15 protein-coding genes and 1 pseudogene are annotated in these 18,271 nt (G+C 69.3%); 6 read left to right on the forward strand and 10 right to left on the reverse strand.

Going from position 1 to position 18,271, the window contains the following annotated elements; genetic code table 11:
• Positions 1–154: 154 nt before the first annotated feature.
• Positions 155–550 (reverse strand): hypothetical protein, encoded by a 396-nt coding sequence (locus tag OG819_RS58225; RefSeq protein ID WP_266638803.1) that lies wholly within the window; start codon positions 548–550, stop codon positions 155–157.
• Positions 551–1,108: 558 nt separating this feature from the next.
• On the opposite strand from OG819_RS58225, the gene OG819_RS58230 reads away from it, so the two are divergent.
• Both OG819_RS58230 and OG819_RS58235 read left to right on the forward strand, forming a co-directional pair.
• Positions 1,109–2,263: a ParA family protein gene (locus OG819_RS58230; protein ID WP_266658346.1), complete on the forward strand. Its 1,155-nt coding sequence runs from the start codon at positions 1,109–1,111 to the stop codon at positions 2,261–2,263.
• Positions 2,260–3,456 (forward strand): plasmid partitioning protein, encoded by a 1,197-nt coding sequence (locus OG819_RS58235; RefSeq protein WP_266658348.1) that lies wholly within the window; start codon positions 2,260–2,262, stop codon positions 3,454–3,456. Before OG819_RS58230 ends, OG819_RS58235 begins: the two co-directional genes overlap by 4 nt.
• 209 nt (positions 3,457–3,665) lie before the next feature.
• Here the strand turns inward: OG819_RS58235 and OG819_RS58240 are convergent, their stop codons facing one another.
• The 9 genes and pseudogenes from OG819_RS58240 to OG819_RS58280 form a co-directional block, all read right to left on the reverse strand.
• Complete coding sequence (locus tag OG819_RS58240; protein WP_266658350.1) at positions 3,666–4,223, reverse strand: hypothetical protein; 558 nt, start codon at positions 4,221–4,223, stop codon at positions 3,666–3,668.
• A 130-nt stretch (positions 4,224–4,353) separates the two neighbouring features.
• Entirely contained in the window at positions 4,354–4,875 is a 522-nt protein-coding gene (locus tag OG819_RS58245) for a hypothetical protein (RefSeq protein ID WP_266658352.1), read from the reverse strand.
• Positions 4,876–5,030: 155 nt separating this feature from the next.
• The gene (locus tag OG819_RS58250) at positions 5,031–5,654 is read right to left on the reverse strand and encodes a sigma-70 family RNA polymerase sigma factor (RefSeq protein WP_266658354.1); all 624 of its coding nucleotides are present in this window, start codon (positions 5,652–5,654) and stop codon (positions 5,031–5,033) included.
• 282 nt (positions 5,655–5,936) lie between these two features.
• Positions 5,937–6,791, reverse strand: a complete 855-nt coding sequence (locus tag OG819_RS58255) for a serine peptidase (RefSeq protein WP_266658356.1) — start codon at positions 6,789–6,791, stop codon at positions 5,937–5,939.
• A complete protein-coding gene (locus OG819_RS58260; protein ID WP_266658357.1) occupies positions 6,788–11,137 on the reverse strand; it encodes a hypothetical protein in 4,350 nt (1,449 codons plus the stop codon). Before OG819_RS58260 ends, OG819_RS58255 begins: the two co-directional genes overlap by 4 nt.
• A 360-nt stretch (positions 11,138–11,497) precedes the next feature.
• On the reverse strand, positions 11,498–12,472 hold the full coding sequence (locus OG819_RS58265) for a hypothetical protein (protein ID WP_266658359.1): 975 nt from the start codon (positions 12,470–12,472) through the stop codon (positions 11,498–11,500).
• An 86-nt stretch (positions 12,473–12,558) separates the two neighbouring features.
• Complete coding sequence (locus OG819_RS58270) at positions 12,559–12,726, reverse strand: hypothetical protein (RefSeq protein ID WP_266658361.1); 168 nt, start codon at positions 12,724–12,726, stop codon at positions 12,559–12,561.
• Positions 12,727–13,767: 1,041 nt separating this feature from the next.
• Positions 13,768–13,977: pseudogene (locus OG819_RS58275) on the reverse strand (FMN reductase); the annotation flags it as partial.
• Positions 13,978–14,040: 63 nt separating this feature from the next.
• Positions 14,041–14,694, reverse strand: coding sequence for a TetR/AcrR family transcriptional regulator (locus OG819_RS58280; RefSeq protein WP_266658363.1), 654 nt, complete (start codon positions 14,692–14,694; stop codon positions 14,041–14,043).
• A gap of 168 nt (positions 14,695–14,862) precedes the next feature.
• On the opposite strand from OG819_RS58280, the gene OG819_RS58285 reads away from it, so the two are divergent.
• From OG819_RS58285 to OG819_RS58300, 4 genes are read left to right on the forward strand one after another with little or no spacing between them, the layout of a single operon-like run.
• Positions 14,863–16,068 (forward strand): cytochrome P450, encoded by a 1,206-nt coding sequence (locus tag OG819_RS58285; RefSeq protein WP_266658365.1) that lies wholly within the window; start codon positions 14,863–14,865, stop codon positions 16,066–16,068.
• A gap of 44 nt (positions 16,069–16,112) precedes the next feature.
• The gene (locus tag OG819_RS58290) at positions 16,113–16,310 is read left to right on the forward strand and encodes a ferredoxin (protein WP_266658367.1); all 198 of its coding nucleotides are present in this window, start codon (positions 16,113–16,115) and stop codon (positions 16,308–16,310) included.
• Positions 16,307–17,497 carry an FAD-dependent oxidoreductase gene (locus OG819_RS58295; RefSeq protein WP_266658369.1) on the forward strand — a complete coding sequence of 397 codons (1,191 nt, stop codon included), beginning with the start codon at positions 16,307–16,309 and terminating at the stop codon, positions 17,495–17,497. Before OG819_RS58290 ends, OG819_RS58295 begins: the two co-directional genes overlap by 4 nt.
• A complete protein-coding gene (locus OG819_RS58300; RefSeq protein ID WP_266658371.1) occupies positions 17,494–18,261 on the forward strand; it encodes an SDR family oxidoreductase in 768 nt (255 codons plus the stop codon). The genes OG819_RS58295 and OG819_RS58300 overlap by 4 nt, the downstream gene beginning before the upstream one ends.
• The last annotated feature ends 10 nt before the right edge of the window (positions 18,262–18,271 follow it).

Genomic DNA, 18,271 nt, shown 5'->3' on the forward strand with positions numbered 1-18,271 from the left:
CACCCAAGCACGGCCAAGGAGTTCCGCCCCCTGTATGGACGGACGCGACCACAGACCAGCGCCCGGCAACCGCCGGGGCTGCGTGCTTCCAGGAGGAACCTGCCATGCCGACCTACGACGCCCTGAACTCCGCCCTCGCTCGGTAGGTAGTGAGTCAGAGATCCCGCCGCTCGCTCGTTACGAGCCGGAAGGGCTGTCCCTCGTTGTCAGCGATCACGACCCCTGTCCGCCCATTGCAAAGCCAGTGCACGTTGACACTCCACACGACATCTCCAGGACCGCCGGCGTTTACCTGGAGAAGGAAACGCTCGGGGTCGAGGTGCGAGACCGTGTACGGGAAGTCCGATACGCCGTCGTTCGGTCTCAGCACGGGAGTTGGGTCGCTGAGGTTGACTTGGAAAGTACGCAACTCCCGTCGCGCCATGGGCGCAGCCGGCGGAGGAAGCGAGATGTCGTCAATAAACGGTGGGGCAGCTCGCGATTCCACGCGGACCTCCAACTTGGTGAGGATCACGGCACGATCGACGGTGGCTTCCACGATCAGCGACACGACTGCGTGGCTTCCTAACGCAACCCAGCCGGGGGAGCCCCGCAGCTCCGTCAAGCCTGAGGGCACGGGGGCAATATGGCCTAATGTGCCGCGCGCTAGGTAAGCCCTCACGGCGAGAGGTGCAGCTGGCGCGGAGGCCAGCACCGCATCACGGCCAAGGGCGAGGGCCTTGTCGGCGCTGCGCGTCACAAGCCCACCGAGAGTCGAAGCAACCCCCGCGACGACTGCCGCCACAATCCACGTGCCGACCCCTGGTACGGCCACCGCCAAAATGACTGCAGCTAGCAACAAGACAGCTGCTCCGATTCGCACCATCCATCGACGAGACTCCACGGCTCTCCCTTCAGCGCCTCTCAAGGGGTGTCATAGTGCCTGACTCTCCAGGTGGAGCGATTGGCTGGGTGAGACAACGGCTGGGTCTGCTGAGATCGAGCGGCGGGCGATGGCTACTTGTTGGGCGGGGCGTCCAACCGGGTCCTTGTTGTCCGCGGACAACAAGTCTGGGTAACACGCGTATTGCGGTGCCTCTGACACCTCAGAAGTGAGTAAGGTAGCGCCATGACTGCGCCATACAACCCCATCGATCGGGAAAAGGTAGTTGCCAAGCTGCCGGCTGAGCTGCGCAAGGAGCTGAAGGTCCGAGCCGCTGAACTAGGCAAGGACATCCAGGATGCCGTCACAGACGGCGTCGAAGCCTGGCGAAAGGCGAAGGATCGCCCCCTGGTTGACACGAGCGGCGGCACCTCCTTCGCGACCTATCTCCCCGCTGGGCTGTACGGCAACCTCAAGAAGGACTGCAAGGCCCGGAACGTCTCCTACAACCAGGGCATCGCCCAGTCGATCCGCTTGTGGCTCGACGGCAACCCCTCTCCCCGACCCAAGTCACCACGTGTCACGGGAGCCCGCCGGATCATCTTCGGCAACCAGAAAGGCGGAGTCGGCAAGACGTCGGTCTCCGCCGGTGTTGCCCAGGCCCTCGCAGAGTCCGGGCACCGCACGCTACTGATCGACTTCGACCCGCAGGGCCACATGACCAAGCAGCTGGGCCACCCGCTGTTCGACATCGAAGCCCCAAGTCTGGCCAAGCACATGCTCGGTGACACCAAGGGCAAGCTGAACGATCTGCTCGTGGCCATAAAGGGCGGCGACTTCGAGGACCACCTCTGGCTTCTGCCCGCATGCAAGGACGCCTTCCTCCTGGACGCCAAACTCGCCACCAGCCGGACCGTCCGCATCAAGGAGACCGCACTGGAGAAGGCGCTGGAGTCGCTGGAACAGGACTTCGACTACATCCTGGTCGACTGCCCGCCCAGCCTCGGCTACAGCATGGACACCGCCCTGTACTACTGCCGTACCCGAGACGGGGAGACGGAGAACACATCCGGCATCGTCATCCCGGTGCTGGCGGAAGACTCCTCCGCAGACGCCTACGACATGCTCGTCGACCAGATTGAGGATCTGGTCGAGGACCTGGACATCGACATCGCCATGCTGGGGTTCGTCGTCAACATGCACGACAGCCGCAAGGGCTACGTGGCGACATCCTCTCTGGACGAGTGGCAGAAGATCGGTGAGCCACCGGTCCTGGCGATCGTTCCGGAGCTGAAGGACCAGCGCGAAGCCGTCCGTGTGAAGCAGCCGCTACTCGTCCACGCGCCCTACGGCGAACAGTCGGAAGTGATGCGGACCGTCGCACGGAGGATCAGCGCATGAGCGTCGCCGACAAGCTCGGAACCGGTTCCTCGTTCAGCCACGCCCCGCGGGGGCGCAGCGCCCGGGGACGGGCGAAGGCCGTCACGCAGGGAGATGTCCCTGCCTATGAACTGGTTCGTCTGCATCTGGACGAGGTCTCCCCCACTCCCCTCAACCCGCGCCGCAACTTCGGCACGGACGAGGACAAGACCCGCTTCGGCGAGGAACTTCGCCAAGCGCAGCTTGCCGCTTGTGTGGCGGTCTCCCGTAACGCCTACCTGGCGCTGTGGCCGGACCACGCTGAACGGATCGGCGATGTCGCCCACGTCTTGGTCAACGGGGAGCGCCGGTATCACAGCGCTGTCCATGTCGGCCTCGATGCACTGGATTTCGTTGTCCGGGATGACCTGGCCTCCTCCCGTGAGGAGTTCATAAACCATCTGCTGCAGGAGAACCTGGAGCGCGAGGACTTCGACGTCATCGAACGCGCGCGCGGTGTCGAGCAGCTCGTGGCCGTGTGCGCTGAGCAGTCCGAGCGCGGCGCTCGGTCCCGGGCGGCTGAGCGTCTGCGCAAGGACCGGTCATGGGTGTCCAATCAGCTGGTCCTCCTGGACCTGCCTGATGAGGTCCAGGCGATGCTCAGTGCGGGCAGCATGCCGGAGCGTGACGGCCGGTTCCTCGCCCGCCATGCCAAGGAAAATCCGGAACTCGATGCGGCCGGCTTGCTCGACTACCTCAAGTTGGCGAAGGCGGCTCTAGCCCGCTCCAAGGCTGAGCAGAGTGCTCAGCTTCAGGCGCTTCGCGGCGGCGACGAGAAGGACTTGTTGTCCGCGGACAACGTTCCCGACGACCAGGACGGGGGAGTTTCGCCGAAGTCGGTGCCCCCCGTACGGGAGCCGGCCTCCGGCGATTTGTTGTCCGCGGACAACAACCCCGGTGGGGGCAGTTCCTCGGCTCTCGAGTCGCCAGCCGGGGACTCCCCTGCCGTCGCGAAGCAAACGGCGGTTTTGTTGTCCGCGGACAACAAAACCCCTCAGAGCAGCCCGGCTGTCAGCAAGCCCCGCACGCTTCCTTCGCCGAGGGTGCAGGAGTCGCCGACGATCGTGCTTCGGGACCCGGAGCAGATCGCCGCGGACGTAACCCGCTACCTCACGCTGGAACAGCTCGCGGAGCTGGCCGAGCTGCTGCTGCATCGGGTCTCCGCTGCGGAGTAGCTGCCTGACGGGCGAAGAAGCCATGAAAGCGGTCCCACCCTGGTGTCCGGGGTGGGACCGCTTCGCCTTATTCAGATGAGGGATCACCGTTCACGGGCAGCGTGGCGACGCTGCGTCCCGCAAGGTGGGAGCCGTGTCAGCGCAGGTGGTGTGGCTCCCGCCTGAGGAACTGCCACCTCGTGGGGCGGCAGAACGCCGGCTGCGGGTGATCATCCTCCCCAGGCTTTGGTCAGTGCGCGGCGCGCTGCCCTGACGGCCGCCTCGAGGTCCTCTGCGGCACGGGCCTGTGCGACGGCACGGATGTGCTCGGATCGGATGGTCCGTTCCGCAGGGACCTCGGCAGCCTCTCCTTGGCGGACCAGTTCGTAGGTGTCCAGGGTTTCCGCGTCGCTGGCGACCGCCTGCGGCAGCAGGTTGGCCACGTGCTTGGCGACCTCCAGGAGCGGTGCCTCCAGTTCGTCAGGTGTGCGCTGAGATGCCTGCTCGAGGTTCGTGTGCAGCAGCGCGGTTTCGAGATCTGCGAAGTCGCGATGGGTGAGCGGGCCTCGGTGGCTGACCTGGTAGGCGAGATTCGCGGCGTCGATGAGCATCGCGTGCACGCTGTCGTAGTCGTTCTTCCAGGCCTCACGCCGGGTACGCGCTTCTTCCATCTCCCGCCTCTCGGCGGCATCCTGCCGACGCTCTCCCCACTGGATGCGGGCGACACGGTAGGTCACCGCGGCCCCGAGGGCGGCGCCCGGGATGGAGGACAACCAGGCGATATTCACCGGGCATCTCCTTCACCGGCGTGTACGACGGGCTGAGAGGTGGGACTCTGGGTCATGGAGGCTTCTTTCTTAGGGGTTTCCGTGCCCGCTGCAGCTGGCCTGCTCGCTCTGCGCAGCGGGCACAGTCATGTCATCCCTGCCAGGCCATCGCGCGGAGGGCGTCCAGGGCGAAGACGCCCGTTGCCGCGACCGCCACGAACGTCAGGGCGAAGGTGTTTCCGTGCACGTGCGGGGGGTTGCCGCTGGGGTCGTCGCCGGTCTCTTTCACGTGCTCTGCCTGGATCCGGCGAGTGCGCCGTCGCATCAGCCAGCAGACCGCCACCGTGAAGATGACCACCAGGAAGATCGCCAAGGCGACCGGGTGGGATGCGATGAAGACGGTCAGCACGCCGACGCAGAACGGGCCTCCGGCCATCCACGTGAGAGTGCGAAGGCCCGGTCGGTGCGGCCACCGCGCTCCGTAGTGCCTGGGGCCGTCGGCGGGTGTGTCCGGACTTGCGGCGGCAGCGCCGGATTCAGCCACCAGCAGTGAGTAGCGTCGGGCCCATTCGTCTTGGCTGAGCTCGAACGCCTTCCGCTCCTGGGCAGAGGGCGCCCAGAAGAACATGCCACTCCAGGCGATGAGCGCCTGGACGGTCCTGTAGATGGACAAGAGTGCTCTCCTTCTTGTTGATCGCTGCCGTTAGGCATCGACTCACCGATCACGGATTGAGGGGGCCGGCCCGCAGGGGGTGGTCCCTCCCGCTGCTTGTGGCAGGTGAGGAGGGACAGGGCGGCGGCCCGTCGGCCGTGAACCCGAGACGAGGCCTAACCCAGCAGGTCCTCGGGGCGCTGGCCCTTGTAGATCGCCACACGCAACCGGGCCTTGAAGAGATGCACCCCGACCGTGCTGGGGGAGATGCCGAGTTCCTCGGCGATCTCCCTGTAGGTCATCTCCTTGGCGATACGCATCACGAAGACGCTCTTCTGACGCTCGGTCAGTACTTTTGACAGGAAGGGGTGCGCCTCGCTGTCGTCCGGCAAGTCGACGGCAACCGGTGTCGCCGCTACCGGCTCCGGAACCACGTCCAAGGGGGTGTGGTTCCCCTTCTTCTTCGGGCTCTTGTACTCGCCAATGACCGTGAAGAGCGCCTTGAAGGCATACAGCCTCAGGAAGATCGGCGCCGCCCCGTTGTCCACGGCGGTCAGCACCCGGCGGATTGCCTCCATGGCGGCTTCTTCGGCGTCATGGTGGCTCAAGTGCTTGCGCTTCCCCCAGGCACACAGGTCCGGGTACAGGTCGTACAGCTCCATACCAAGCTTGTCGACCTTCTCCGACTGCGCCCTCAAGTCCTCACTCGACGCGGCCGCGTTGGCCTGCGCCCAGTCCGGTGCGGTTCCGGCTGGGAGAGGACTCCTCTCTGATTGAGGCGGGAGCAGCTCATCGTTCATGGTCGTCCTCCGGCTGAGCGGGGTAGGCGGTTCCCCCTGAGAGACGACGTCCGGTGTCGTCTCTCTACGAGAGACGACACCGGAACGGGCGAGGAAATTTATGCAACAGTGCGCAAGGCCTCGCAGGGCATGGGCAGTTCCCCCAGCGCATAGAAACCCTGGGATCGCTCCACGTCGGCACCGCTCGACGACAGCCTGTCGCTCCACCCACGAGGCAGGAGAGGTAGACCAGCACAATTCACCTGCACAGCCGGTTTGTTGTCCGCGGACAACAAAGCAGGACTAGCGGCCCACCAGGGGGCCCAGTGTCGCGGCGGTGGGTGCGCATCGCAGGTAATTCTTCGCGTGGTGGAAGCCGAAACCCCCGTGCACGGTCGTGGTCAGGTCCAGGTCGACGCCGTCGAAAGAGCGGGCCAGCCGCGGCGGGATGGCGACCGGGTCCCCCGGATCGGCGATGTTGACCCAGCGGTGGACGCCGGCCGGACGGCTGCCGCGGGCGCTGACCGGCGGTGGAAGGAGCCGTTCGAAGACCGCTTTGGGCAGCGCGAGCGGGGAGCCGAGCGTCAGCAGCAGCGGGACCTGCAGTTCCGGATGCGCGTGCAGCGCCTCGTAGGCGACGAGGGTGCCGAGCGAATGGGCGACGACCACGTCAGGGCGGTGGCGCGCGACGTGGGTGGCGACCTCCTCGCGGGCCTCGGCGCGCCACGGCGCCTCTGCCGAGCGCAGATATCGGGCCACTTCCCGGAAGAACACGCCTATGAACAACCGGGTGAGCCGGCCGTCCAGACTGTGCTTGCGGGCCACCCACGCGGCGGTCTGCCGCAAGGGCATCGTGAGCCCTCCCTGGACAACCGGTGCCGGCGCGCCCATGGCGTCCAGCCACTCCCTGAGCAACTGCTCGGCCAGCGGGTCGTCGAACCGGTCGTCGTCGCTCTGGACCGTACGGGGGCGACGCAGGAACGGCGCGTAGTAGGCGAACGCCACGTCGAACGCGTCGGCGCCGACTCCGACACCGGCGGCGAGATACTCCGCCCACTCCGCGGCATGCTGATCGGCCACGGCCTGCCGGGCTCGGCGCCGGTCCAGATAGCCGACCCCGTGCACCCCCACCACCCGCAGCGAAGGGGGACGGCTCATACGCTCCTCCAGTTTTCCAGGGTGATGACAATGACGTCCTGCCCTATCGCGAGCACCACCGTGCCGTCCGGAGCTGCCGTGACCGAAGCGCACATGGCAGGCAGCGAGATCGTGGTGAGGGGTCGGCCGGAGGCGAGGTCGTGGACCCGTACGGTCCGGTCCTCTGCGGCGGTGATCGCGAGGAGAAGGCCCTCGAGCGTGACGGTCGTGACATCGGTCAGCGGCGCTGTGTGTCCGCCGAGCGTCCGCACGCAGTGCCCTGAGGACAGGTCCCACACGTAGGCGGTGTGGTCCCTGCACGCCGTCACCACCAGGTCCCGGCCCCCTAGCCGGGCGCCCGCGGCCGCGGACACCGCGCCTCCGCGCCCGTGCAGCACCTGAATGAGCCTGCCCGAGGCGACGTACCACACGTGGGAGGTTCCGGCTTCGTCGCTGGTCACCGCGACCGCGTGGGTGCCGATGCGGGTCAGGACGACCGCGGTGATCGCGGCGCGGTGTCCGGTGTACTCGCAGAGTTTCTCCGCCGCCTCCAGGTCCGACACGTCCCAGACCACGGCGACGGAATGCGGACTGCCGGTTGTCACGGCGATGATCGGATGTCCGTCCAGCGTGCCGGTCGCTACTCCTGTCACCGCCGAGCCGCGGTCCGGGAGAACGGCCACGGCGGCACCGCTCGCGGTGTCCCAGATACGGGCGGTCCGGTCGGCGCTGCCCGTCACCGCCAAGAGTCGGTCTCCCGACCGGACGAGCGCGACTGCCGTCACCGCGGCGGTGTGCCCCCTCATCTGGGCCACCTGACGGTTCGTCCGCGCGTCCCAGACGCAGGCGGTATGGTCCTCGCCGGCCGTGACCACGACCGGTGGCTGGTCCTCCCGGGCCAGGGCGACGCTCGTGACCGTGTCGGTGTGGCCGGTGGCGGCGCGGACCGGGGACCGGGTGCCCAGGTCCCAGATCCGCACCGTGCGGTCCGAGTCGCCGCCGACGGTGACCGCCGTCAGCCGGCGCCCCACCCGCTGGACGGCGACGCCGGTCAGTGCGCCGCTGTGCCCGCGGAGCGTCGCGAACGCCTTGCCCGTCGCCACGTCCCAGACCCGCGCCGTGGTGTCCCAGGAACTAGTCACTGCGATGGCCCGGCCGTCGAAGTCGGTGAGGGCTGCGCCGGTGACCATGTTGCGGTGCCCGCGCAGCACGGCGACCTCGCTGCCACTGCGCAGGTCCCAGATACGCGCGGTCCGGTCCCACCCTGTGGTCAGGATGACCGGATCGCCGCGCAGCCGGTCGACCGCGACGCTACTCAGCGCGCCGTTGTGGCCCCGCAGGGCGCCGAGTCGGTCGCCGGTCTCGGCGTCCCACACGCGGGCCGTGCCGCGGTTGTCCGCGGTCACCAGGATCGCCCGGCTGTCCAGTTCCGTGATCGCGACGTCCGTCACCCGCGTGCGGTCGTGGGCGATGACGGTGATCTGCTCGCCACCCATGGCGTCCCAGACGCGGACCGTGCCGTCGGCGCTCGCCGTGACGGCGAGGGGGCGTCCGGCGACGTCGGCGACGGCGGTCGCCGACAGCCGGTCGGTGTGGCCGATGAGTGTGGAGACCGCGAGGCCCGTCGTCAGATCCCACACCTTCGCGGTCTCGTCCCAGCTCGCCGTGACGGCGAGGGGGCGTCCGGCGACGTCGGCGACGGCGGTCGCCGACAGCCGGTCGGTGTGGCCGATGAGTGTGGAGACCGCGAGGCCCGTCGTCAGATCCCACACCTTCGCGGTCTCGTCCCAGCTCGCCGTGACGGCGGCCGGCCGGCCGTTCACGGAAGCCGAGGCCACCCCGGTCAACCGGCCAGACGCGTCGTGCAGGGTGTTCAGCAGTGCCAGGGCGACGCCTCGCCCTGTCGCCCACACCGGGGCCCAACCGGACGGGCGGGCCAACCGCTCGCCCATCGCCGGCTCTGCGTGGCGTGCCGCGTCCACGGCAAGGATCTGCCGCCGCTGATACGCCGTGAGCGGGCGGTGCACCTCGTAAGAGGCCCGGTAGACCGCCGCGACCAGGCGCGCCCAGTCGCTGCGGGCACTGCTCAGGACGGCGTCGACGGACGCCGGATCCCCGTGCGCCAGGAACTCCATGTCGTTCAGGAGCGAGTCGACTGAGTCGGATGCCAGTGCGTGGCCGGCGGCGTGCCGTAACGCGTAGGGGTCGGCCGCCTCCCACACACGTCCGCCGTCGGGGCTGGCTGGCACCGAGTCCAACAGACTCCGCAGCACCACGGCCGCTGCGTGGGTGCTGGTCGCCGCCGCCTGCGCCTGCTGTGGTCCGCCCTGCCGGGGGCGGGCGCGCAGATGCTCGGCGAGGCCCTCGTGGAACAGCCGGTACAGGGTGTTGCCATCGGTCTCGACGGCCTGCCGGAGGAAGAAGCGTCCCGCGTCGAGCGCCTCGCGCACGTCCTCCAGTGGCGCCGGGCCGACGCCCGTCCCAAATACGCCCGCGACGTGTGCGACGATCCGCTCCGGCATGCCCATGCCCTCCGCCCAGGCCAGCGCCGTCAGTACCGGACCGAGCCACGGATGGCTGCCGGGCCGACGCAGTTCCAGGTCCAGCAACCCGGGCAGGTCACGGGGCACTTCACGGGCCACCCGACGGGCGTCGTTGGTGTCGGTGACCACTGGGCTGTCGAGCATGTGGCGGACGTACATGCCCGCGACGAGGAACTCTCCCCACCCCAGAGGCTGTCGCCCGTCCGGCTGCCGGGCTGGCATCAACTCGTCTGCGAGGCTCTCGGCGAACGCCGCGCCGACGGCGGCTCCGTCCACCACCGCGTACGGCGTGTCGACGGCCAGCAGGTCTCCGATGTAGTGGCGGAGCGAGGCGCGCACGCCATCGGAGTCGGCGACATCGAGGTCGATCAGTCCCCCTGCCTTCCGGGCGGCTTCCAGCAGCGGTGCGAAGCCCGGTTCGCGACGGGCACCGACCAGCAGCCGCACCACAGGCCAGCCGTCCAGGGTACGCGCGTTGAGCAGCGGCATCAGCAGGGCGAAGACGACGTCCGACGGCCGCTCCGCCTCGTCCAGCGCGTCGACGACCAGGGTGAAGGGGCGTGCGGCGCCGTCCTGCGCCAGCGCGAGCAACTGCTCCACGCCCCAGCCCTTGGCGGACCGGGAGACGTCACCTCCCATCTGGCGGGCCAGCGACTCGGCGATCTCGGTCAGACTGCGCCGCCTGGCGTGCACCACGGCAAGCCGGTCGTTGGCCGCGGGCGTGTGCCGCAACCGCCACCACAGGCCGGGTGCGCGGGCGCGCAGGCCCGGGTGAGCCGCGCACACCAGGACGCCGAGCAGTGCGGACTTGCCCACTCCGGGCTTGCCCGTCACCACGCGGAGTGGACCGCCCCCGCCGTTGCACCAGGCGGACAGGTCCGCCAGCTCCACCTCGCGTCCGTGGAAGTATCCGCGGCCCGGCACCTGGCTCAGCGCCTCGGAGCCTGCGGCACGCAGCAGGAAGTGACGGACGTCCAGGCCCTCGTCGAGGAGGGGGAAGGTCCCTTCGTCCAGACCCGCCATCTGCTCGCGGGGGCCGCGGCCGCCGTACAGCGGGTTGGGGAAGAACGGCAGGTGGTCCAACTGGTCCGCGAACGGTACCCGACTGGTGGTCACCCGCTGGTCCATGCCGTCGGTCAGGTTCATCTCGGCGACGACGCGGCTGATCTCCCGGGCCACCGCCGGCAGCGGGATGAACCGCTGGGACGGGTCCACGCGCAGGGTCGCCTCCTGGTACCTGCGCAGCACCATGGCGATGGCGCGGCTGAGCCGGAAGTCGAATGCCGGCTCGTCGGGGCCGCTGGCCGCGATCACCCAGGCGCGGCGCTCGCCTGTCTCCAGCCGCTGGTGCCACGGCAGCACGGCGGACGTGCCGGAGTAGCAGAGGTCGAGGAGGAAGAGGGTCAGAGGGCGGTCCGCGCGCGGATGGTCCTCGATCAGCGAGATCCACTGGTCCACCGCCTCATCCACGGCTTCGCCGTCCGGCCCGACGACGTACAGGCCGCCGCTTCCCGCGCGGGCGAGGAGACCATGGGCTGCGATGTGCACCACGAGGATGTCCGCCCCCGACTTCACGGCCGCGCGCAGCCGCTCTGGCAGTTCGGGGGGTTCGCCGTCCCCGCGGGACGGCCAGGCGCGGTAGCCGAACGCCGCGAGGGCCTCGGCCACGGCCGCCGAGTGCTCTGGCGCCTCGTCGAGCGGATCGAGTCCGCCGTCCAAGGGCGGCGGGCCTTCATGTCGCACCGGATCCAACGACACGCCGGCTGCCAGTACGACGCGTGTGCCGTCGGTGGCGTTGTTCCCCTCTTGCAGCCCCGTTTCCACCGCAGCAGAGTAGAACGCGGACCCGGCCCGGGTAACCGGAACGGGCGAGTCGCCGCGGCCGGAAGCCGGACCTCGGGACTCCCGCAAGGTGGATCTCCGCCCACGTCACACGATTTGAGGCAGCTCAGAGGAAGCGTCATCCTGCGGGTGCTCTTCAGCACTCGGGGGAGGTGGACGTGGAGGTGCTCGACTTCGACATCACGCCCCCGTTCGCGAAGTGCTCGGGCAAAGAGTAGGGCCCCCGGTGCCGCCCTTGATGAGGGGCGGCACCGGGGGCCTGGTCGTGCTGTGTCGGTGGTCAGCTCTGGAGTGTGGGGCGAGGTCGCCGACCCCGCCGGAAGGCCGGCTCGCCCCCCGCACTCAGACCTCCATCCCGCCTCCGAGGGTGCCCGGGTGCGCGGGGTAGGCGACATCCAAGGCGTGCATGAGGGACATGTAGCGACCCAATTCCGCGGCCCAGTCAGGCTCGGTCAGGTACTGGACTGTGTTGATGAGGGCGACGGCGGCCAAGCCGGGTGCCCCCTCTGGTGTGATGCCACCGGAAACGGCCCACTGCCGCCACATCACATCTCCCGTCAGCAGGGCGAGGATCTGCGGCTCGGCCGAGGAGCGCCGCAGCAGGTCGTGAAGGGCGCCGGTCGCCAACGTGCAGGTGTGCACGGCGTGGCATAGGTTCCGGTCGTCGGCCGTCTCGACGGTGCGCACCATGCCGGGAAGGCCCTGAGCCCACGGGGACTGTGCCAGCAGGTCGGTCCCAGCGAGCTCGGCTTGTCGGTGCTCCTCACGCATTCGCTCGATCATCTCGGTGTGGTTCGGCATGGCCTGTTCCAGCGCTTCCAGCAGCTCCTCGCTCCCGAGGTCGGCGGCGCCGCCGAGCAGCAGCCGGGCGCCGGGGTCCATCAGGGCCCGGTGGAAGACGTTCGGAAGGGCGCCCGGCGAGCGGGGCAGTTCGAGCCCGGCTTCGGCAGCGTGGGCGCGCAGAGTCTCGTCCAGGTCCCGCCGCGGCAAGCGGCGATTCCTCAGCATCCTCGTGGCTGCGGCCCGTCTGGCCTTGAACGCCCGGTCGGAGTTCCCAGTGGGGATCTTGTCGACGCCCGCCCGCGCCAGCGGCCGCTTCAGACTCGCGACCAGGTCCGTCCGCAGCCGCTGGGCGCCGTCAGGGGTGGCGTCGGCGGCCCACAAGTGCCACCCGATCCACCCCATGCCGCGGCCCTGCCGCGCGGTGATCGCCAAGTGCAGGGCCCGACGCAGGATGTGGGGCTGGATGGTGGGGGAGTCGGGCTCGAACCAGGCCGAGGGCTTGGGAAGCCAGCTGTTTTGTTGCCAGCGCTCCACTTGCGTCGGGGTGGCCTTGAGCCCGTGCTCCTTGAGGGCCCGGACCAGGGCAAGGTGGGCGGTGGACGGCTACGTGCGTGCCATGGTCAATTCCTCCGGTCCTGGCTGCCGATGGTCAGGACGGAGTACAGGGCGACGGCAGTTCCAACCGCACTCGCCCATGCCTCGCTCTGCGCGGCTGCGACGGCGGCGACCGTCACCAGGAGCAGCACGGACAAGCGCGGGCCGGCGCCTCCGCCGGGGTTGGTGTTCACGTACGTGGTCCCTTTCGTGAGGTCCTGCTGCCGGGTGGCCCGGCAGTGCAGCCCGACCGCGTGGATCCGGTGCGGTGCCGCACCTCTAGGAGCCCACGACGTCTCTCGCGAGATGCAGGAAACTTCGCGGGGTTGCCGTCCGTCACGGCGCTGCCGCTCCCTCATGTAGGCCATTGACCAGGGGTGAAGCCGGTCAGGCCGGAGTGCTCCAGAAACGCGAAAAGGCCCCCCCCGGGGGCCTGGTCGTGCTGGTGGGCGGTCAGCTCTTGGGTGTGGGGCGGCGGATCACGGGTCGGTCGACGTGGAGGTGGACCCGTCGACAACCAGATGAAGTACCGGCTCTTCTCGCTCACCCTGGACGAGAAGCGCACCGACAAGCTGGAGACCGAGGACCGCCCTGTGCCCGACTGATGGCCCTCATGGAAGGGAGTCCGCTAAGACCGCACCGCACAGCGGCCAGCATTCCCACGGTGCGATGGGGAGCCGGAACGAGCAGCTCTGGCCATGGAGAGGGCACGCGGGTACGTGATTTCTGAGAACGCCATCAGCCCCTCGTGCCGCCTCCAGGCCAGCGGTTGTGCCGCCGAGGGGAGACAGGCCGTTACTCGGGTGCTCTCGTTTCCGGGGTAGATAGCGGTACGGAGTCGGTGAAGACCGGCATGCCGAGTTCGACCAGCTGAGGTCAGCCATCAGCAGGGGCCCGCTGGAGGCTGCTGAGCTTGGCCATCGCGGCATCGAAGCTGACCTGAAGGCGTGTCCCTCCGTAGTCCGGTCAACGACTCGGTGCTTGCCGCCTGTTCTCTCGCCTATTGCGAGCTGTTGCTTCCAATATCCCGCCGAGTACCGGTCTCAGCCGTGCCCGCAGCCGGTGCACCTGTAGCGGCCCTGTTCGGCGGACCGGGACAGGTTCGAACAGCAGCACGTTCTCGCACGCAGCTCAGTCACGGGAAAGAGCGAGCCGGGCTGAGGCCGGGAACCGGAAGAAGGGCCGGAGCCCATGGGCGGTTTCTAGGGTTCGGCCCTCCATCATGCGTACATCGATCAGGCGGCGCCGGACGCGGCCTCGCCGTGGATCAGACCGATGACCTCGACCAGCTGCGTGGCGACCTCGGCATCGTCGGAGGGGTGCGTCTCAGCGAAACGGACCACGGAACCGGCGATGGACGGCTTGGCGTCCTCCAGCACCCTGGCGCCGACGATGCCCGCGGCCTTGCGGGTCGCCTTCTGCGCCCAGACGCCGCCGAACTGGCCGCGCTCAACGAGTGATCGGGCGCTCCCGCGTGTCTTCCGGGAGCAGGGAGTGTTCCTGGCCTGTCACTCAGTAGGGCTCGGAGCCTCCGGTGCCGGGAGCAGGCGTCGCAGCAGGGACTCCTCCAGCTCGATCAGGACGTCTTCGCTGCCGGCGACGGGGCTCGGCAGGCTACGCCACAGGACGAGCTGGCCGTGCAGGGCGGTCCACAGGTGGATGCCCAAGTCCTGCGCCTCCGCCCGACGGTCGGGGGCTGCTTCGGTGAGGTAGGCGTCGGCCGTATCGGTCCACGCCTGGAGCACGGTGCCGATGGGGTGGTCGGCGGAGGGATGGTGCTGGGGCTCGTATTCCAGGCTGAACATCAGTCGGTAGCGGCGGGGCTTGTCGATGGCGAACCTGCGGTAGGCCGTGACGGTGGCCCGCGCGCGCGCCCACGGGTCCGCGCCTGCGGCGGCGGCCGACTCGCCGGCCTCCCTCATCGCGACGGCCAGTGCGCGGTAGGTGGCGTCGAGGACGGTGGAGACCAGGTCGGCCTTGTCCTTGAAGTGCCGGTAGACGCTGGGCGCGGAGATGCCGACCTCGCGGGCGACTCCGCGCAGGGAGAGCGCGTCCTCGCGGCCCGTCTCCTCCAGGATGCGGGTCGCCGCGTCGAGGATCTCCTGCCGCAGCCGCTCGCCCTCGCCCCGCACATTGGGCACCCGCTTGACCTGCGACTTCATGGCCTCCTCCTCGCTGCCCGCAGCAGCCTACCGACCCTCGTGCGCCCCGCCTTCAACGGTCGGCGCTTCGTCACGTCCGACGTGGGGGCTTGACGATTCCTCGATTAACACTGTTAGTCTAACAATGCTTCGACTAACAGCGTTAGCCAATGTTGGAAAGGCACAGCCATGACCTCATTGCCGACCGTCCCCGCGTTCACGCTCACCCGCCCGCAGGACGCTCCCCTGGACCCCCCTCCGCTGTATGAGCGGCTGCGCGAGGAACAGCCCGTCACGCGTGTCTCCCTGTGGGAGGGGCGCCTCACTCCGTGGCTGGTGACCCGCTGGGAGGACGCCCGGGCGGTACTGGGCAGCCCGGCGTTCAGCACCGACCCGACGCACCCTGGCGCACCCAACTTCAAGGAAGATGAGCAGCCGGCCCCGCGCGGCTTCTTCCAGAACTACGACGACCCCATCCACGCGGCGATGCGGCGCACCCTGACCCGCGAGTTCATGGTCAAGCGCGTCGACGCGCTGCGCCCGGCCATCGCCCGCCTGACCGACGAACTCCTCACCGACCTGAGTGAGCTGAGCGGCCCCGCCGACTTCGTGGAGCACTTCGCGCTGCCGCTGCCCTCCCTGGTCATCTGCGAACTGCTCGGCGTCCCCTACGAGGAACACCCGTTCTTCCAGGAGCAGTCGAAGACCCTCGTAGACCTGAACGCCACGGGAGAGGAGTCCGCCCGGGCGTTCGCCAACCTCGGCGAGTATCTGCTGCGCCTCGTGCAGACCAAGCGCGCCACCCCCGGCGACGACGTGGTCACCCGGCTCGCCGCACAGGTGGACGAGGGCGTCATCACCGACCAGGACGCCGCCGACCTGAGCGCCTTCCTGCTGTTCGCCGGGCATGAGACGACGGCGAACATGATCGCGCTGAGCACCATCACCCTCCTCAACCACCCCGACCAGATCCCGCACATCCTCGGCGGACCGGACCAGGTCGCGAGCGCGGTGGAGGAACTCCTGCGCTACCTGTCCATCGTGCACGGCGGACTGCGCCGTACCGCCATCGACGACGTCACCATCGGCGGCGTGACCATCCACGCGGGCGAGGGCGTGATCATTCCCGTCCACGTCGCCAACCGCGACCCGGAGTTCTTCACGAACCCCGACGACCTGGACCTGGAGCGTGCCAACGTCCGCCGGCACCTGGCCTTCGGCTACGGCATCCACCAGTGCCTGGGCCAGCCGCTGGCCCGCGCCGAACTTCAGATCGTCCTGCCCGAAGTCTTCCGCCGGCTTCCCGACCTGAAGATCGCCGTACCGATGGAGGAGATCGCCTTCAAGCAGGCCACCGCCGTCTACGGCGTCCGCGAACTGCCCGTCACCTGGTGACCGCAACCACCCGATCCCCCCACCGAGAGCAGGGAAGAAACGTCATGCATGTAGAAGTCGACGTCCCCAAGTGCGTCGCGTCGGGCCAGTGCGTACTGCTCGCCCCCGACGTCTTCGACCAGCGCGACGAGGACGGCATGGTCGTCCTCCTCGACGACAACCCGCCGGCCGAACTCCACGACGCCGTCCGCGAATCCGCCACCGTCTGCCCGGCGGCCGCCATCCGCCTGGAGGAGTCGTGAGCGCGACCCCGGCCGGCCGCGTGGTCATCGTCGGCGCCTCCGCGGCCGGCCTCGCCGCCGCCGAAACCCTCCGCCGGGAGGGCCACACCGGCCCCCTCACCCTCATCGGCGACGAACCCGCCGCTCCCTATGACCGCCCGCCCCTGTCGAAGGAGATCCTCTCCGGCGCCTGGCCCCCCGACCGACTGCCACTGCGGACTCCGGCCGACCTCGACGCCCTTGACCTGGACACCCGTTACGGCCGCGAGGCCATCGGCGCGAGTGTCGCCGAGGGCACCGTGCTGCTCGCCGACGGTACGGAGGTGCCGTACGACGGACTGATCGTGGCCACCGGAGTGCGCCCCCGGCGCCTGCCCGGCGCACCGGCCCACGTCCTGCGCACCCTGGACGACGCCGTCGCCCTGAAGGACCGCCTCGGCCCCGGCCGCACACTGGCCGTGGTCGGCGCCGGATTCCTCGGCGCCGAGGCCGCGTCGGTGGCGGCCGGCCTGGGCACCCACGTGACCCTCCTGGAACCCGCGCCCGTCCCGCTGGCCCACGCGGTCGGCGAGGACGTCGGCCGCATGCTCTCCCAGGCCCACCTCGACCACGGCGTGGACCTGCGCACCGGGACCGGGGTCAGCGAGGTCGTCCCCGGCGGCGTCCGCCTCGACGACGGCAGCGTGGTCGAGGCCGACACGGTGTTGGTGGCCGTCGGCTCCCGGCCCAACACCGAATGGCTGACCGGCAGCGGCCTCACCCTCGAAGACGGGCTGGTCTGCGACGAGTTCTGCGCCGCCGCACCCGGGGTGTACGGCGCGGGCGACGTGGCCCGCTGGCACAACCCGCTCTTCGGCACGTCGATGCGTATCGAGCACCGTACGAACGCCGCCGAGCAGGGCATGGCCGCCGCCCGCAACCTCCTGGGCGCCCAGCGGTCGTTCGCGCCCGTCCCCTACTTCTGGTCCGACCAGTACGACCTGAAGATCCGCGCCTACGGTCACCTGCGCAGCCACGATGAGATGCTGATCGCCGAAGGCAGCCTGGAAGAACGCAAGTTCACTGCCGTCTACCGCACCGGCGACCGTCTCACCGGCGTCCTGGCAGTCGGCATGCCGCCCAAGACCACCCGCCCCTGGCAGCAGGCCATCGCCGCCAGCACCCCCTGGAGCCAGGCGACATCCCTCCTGGAAGGAGCGGCAGCATGACTGACACCACCGACTTCGAAGGGCGGGGCGTCGTCGTCACCGGCGCCGGATCCGGCATCGGACGCGCCACCGCGCTGCGGTTCGCGAACCTGGGGGCCAGAGTCCTTGTCGCGGACATCAATCCCGTCGGCGCCGAGGCCGTCGCCAAGGAGATCGAGACGAACGGCGGCACCGCCCGCACGGTCGTCGGCGACCTCAGCGACCAGGGCACGGTCGACGAAGTGATCACCACCGCCGTCGAGTCCTTCGGCAACCTCGGCGTGCTCGTCAACAACGCCGGAATCATGGACACCATGACCGCCACCGCCGACGTGAGCGACACGGAATGGGAGCGGATCATCCGCATCAACCTGACCGCCCCGTTCCTGCTCACCCGCGCCGCCCTGCCCCACATGCTGGCCCGCGGGAACGGCGCCATCGTCAACACGGCCTCGGAGGCGGCTCTGCGCGGCAGCGCCGCCGGCACCGCGTACACCGTCTCCAAGCACGGCATCATCGGCCTGACGAAGTCGACCGCGATCATGTACCGGGACCGCGGCATCCGCGTCAACGCCATCGCCCCCGGCGGCACCCGGACCCACATCACCGACACCGTCACCTTCGACGGCGACGGCGCCTCGATCGTAGGCCGCTACCAAACGAACGTGGGCCGCGTAGCGGCGGCGGAGGAAATCGCCGCGGCCATCGTGTTCCTCGCCTCGGACGCGGCGAGCAACATCAGCGGCGCCGTGCTCCCCGTCGACAACGGCTGGTCGGCCGTCTGACCCAGCCACC

It is taken from the genome of Streptomyces sp. NBC_01549, from assembly GCF_026339955.1.
Taxonomy (GTDB): domain Bacteria; phylum Actinomycetota; class Actinomycetes; order Streptomycetales; family Streptomycetaceae; genus Streptomyces.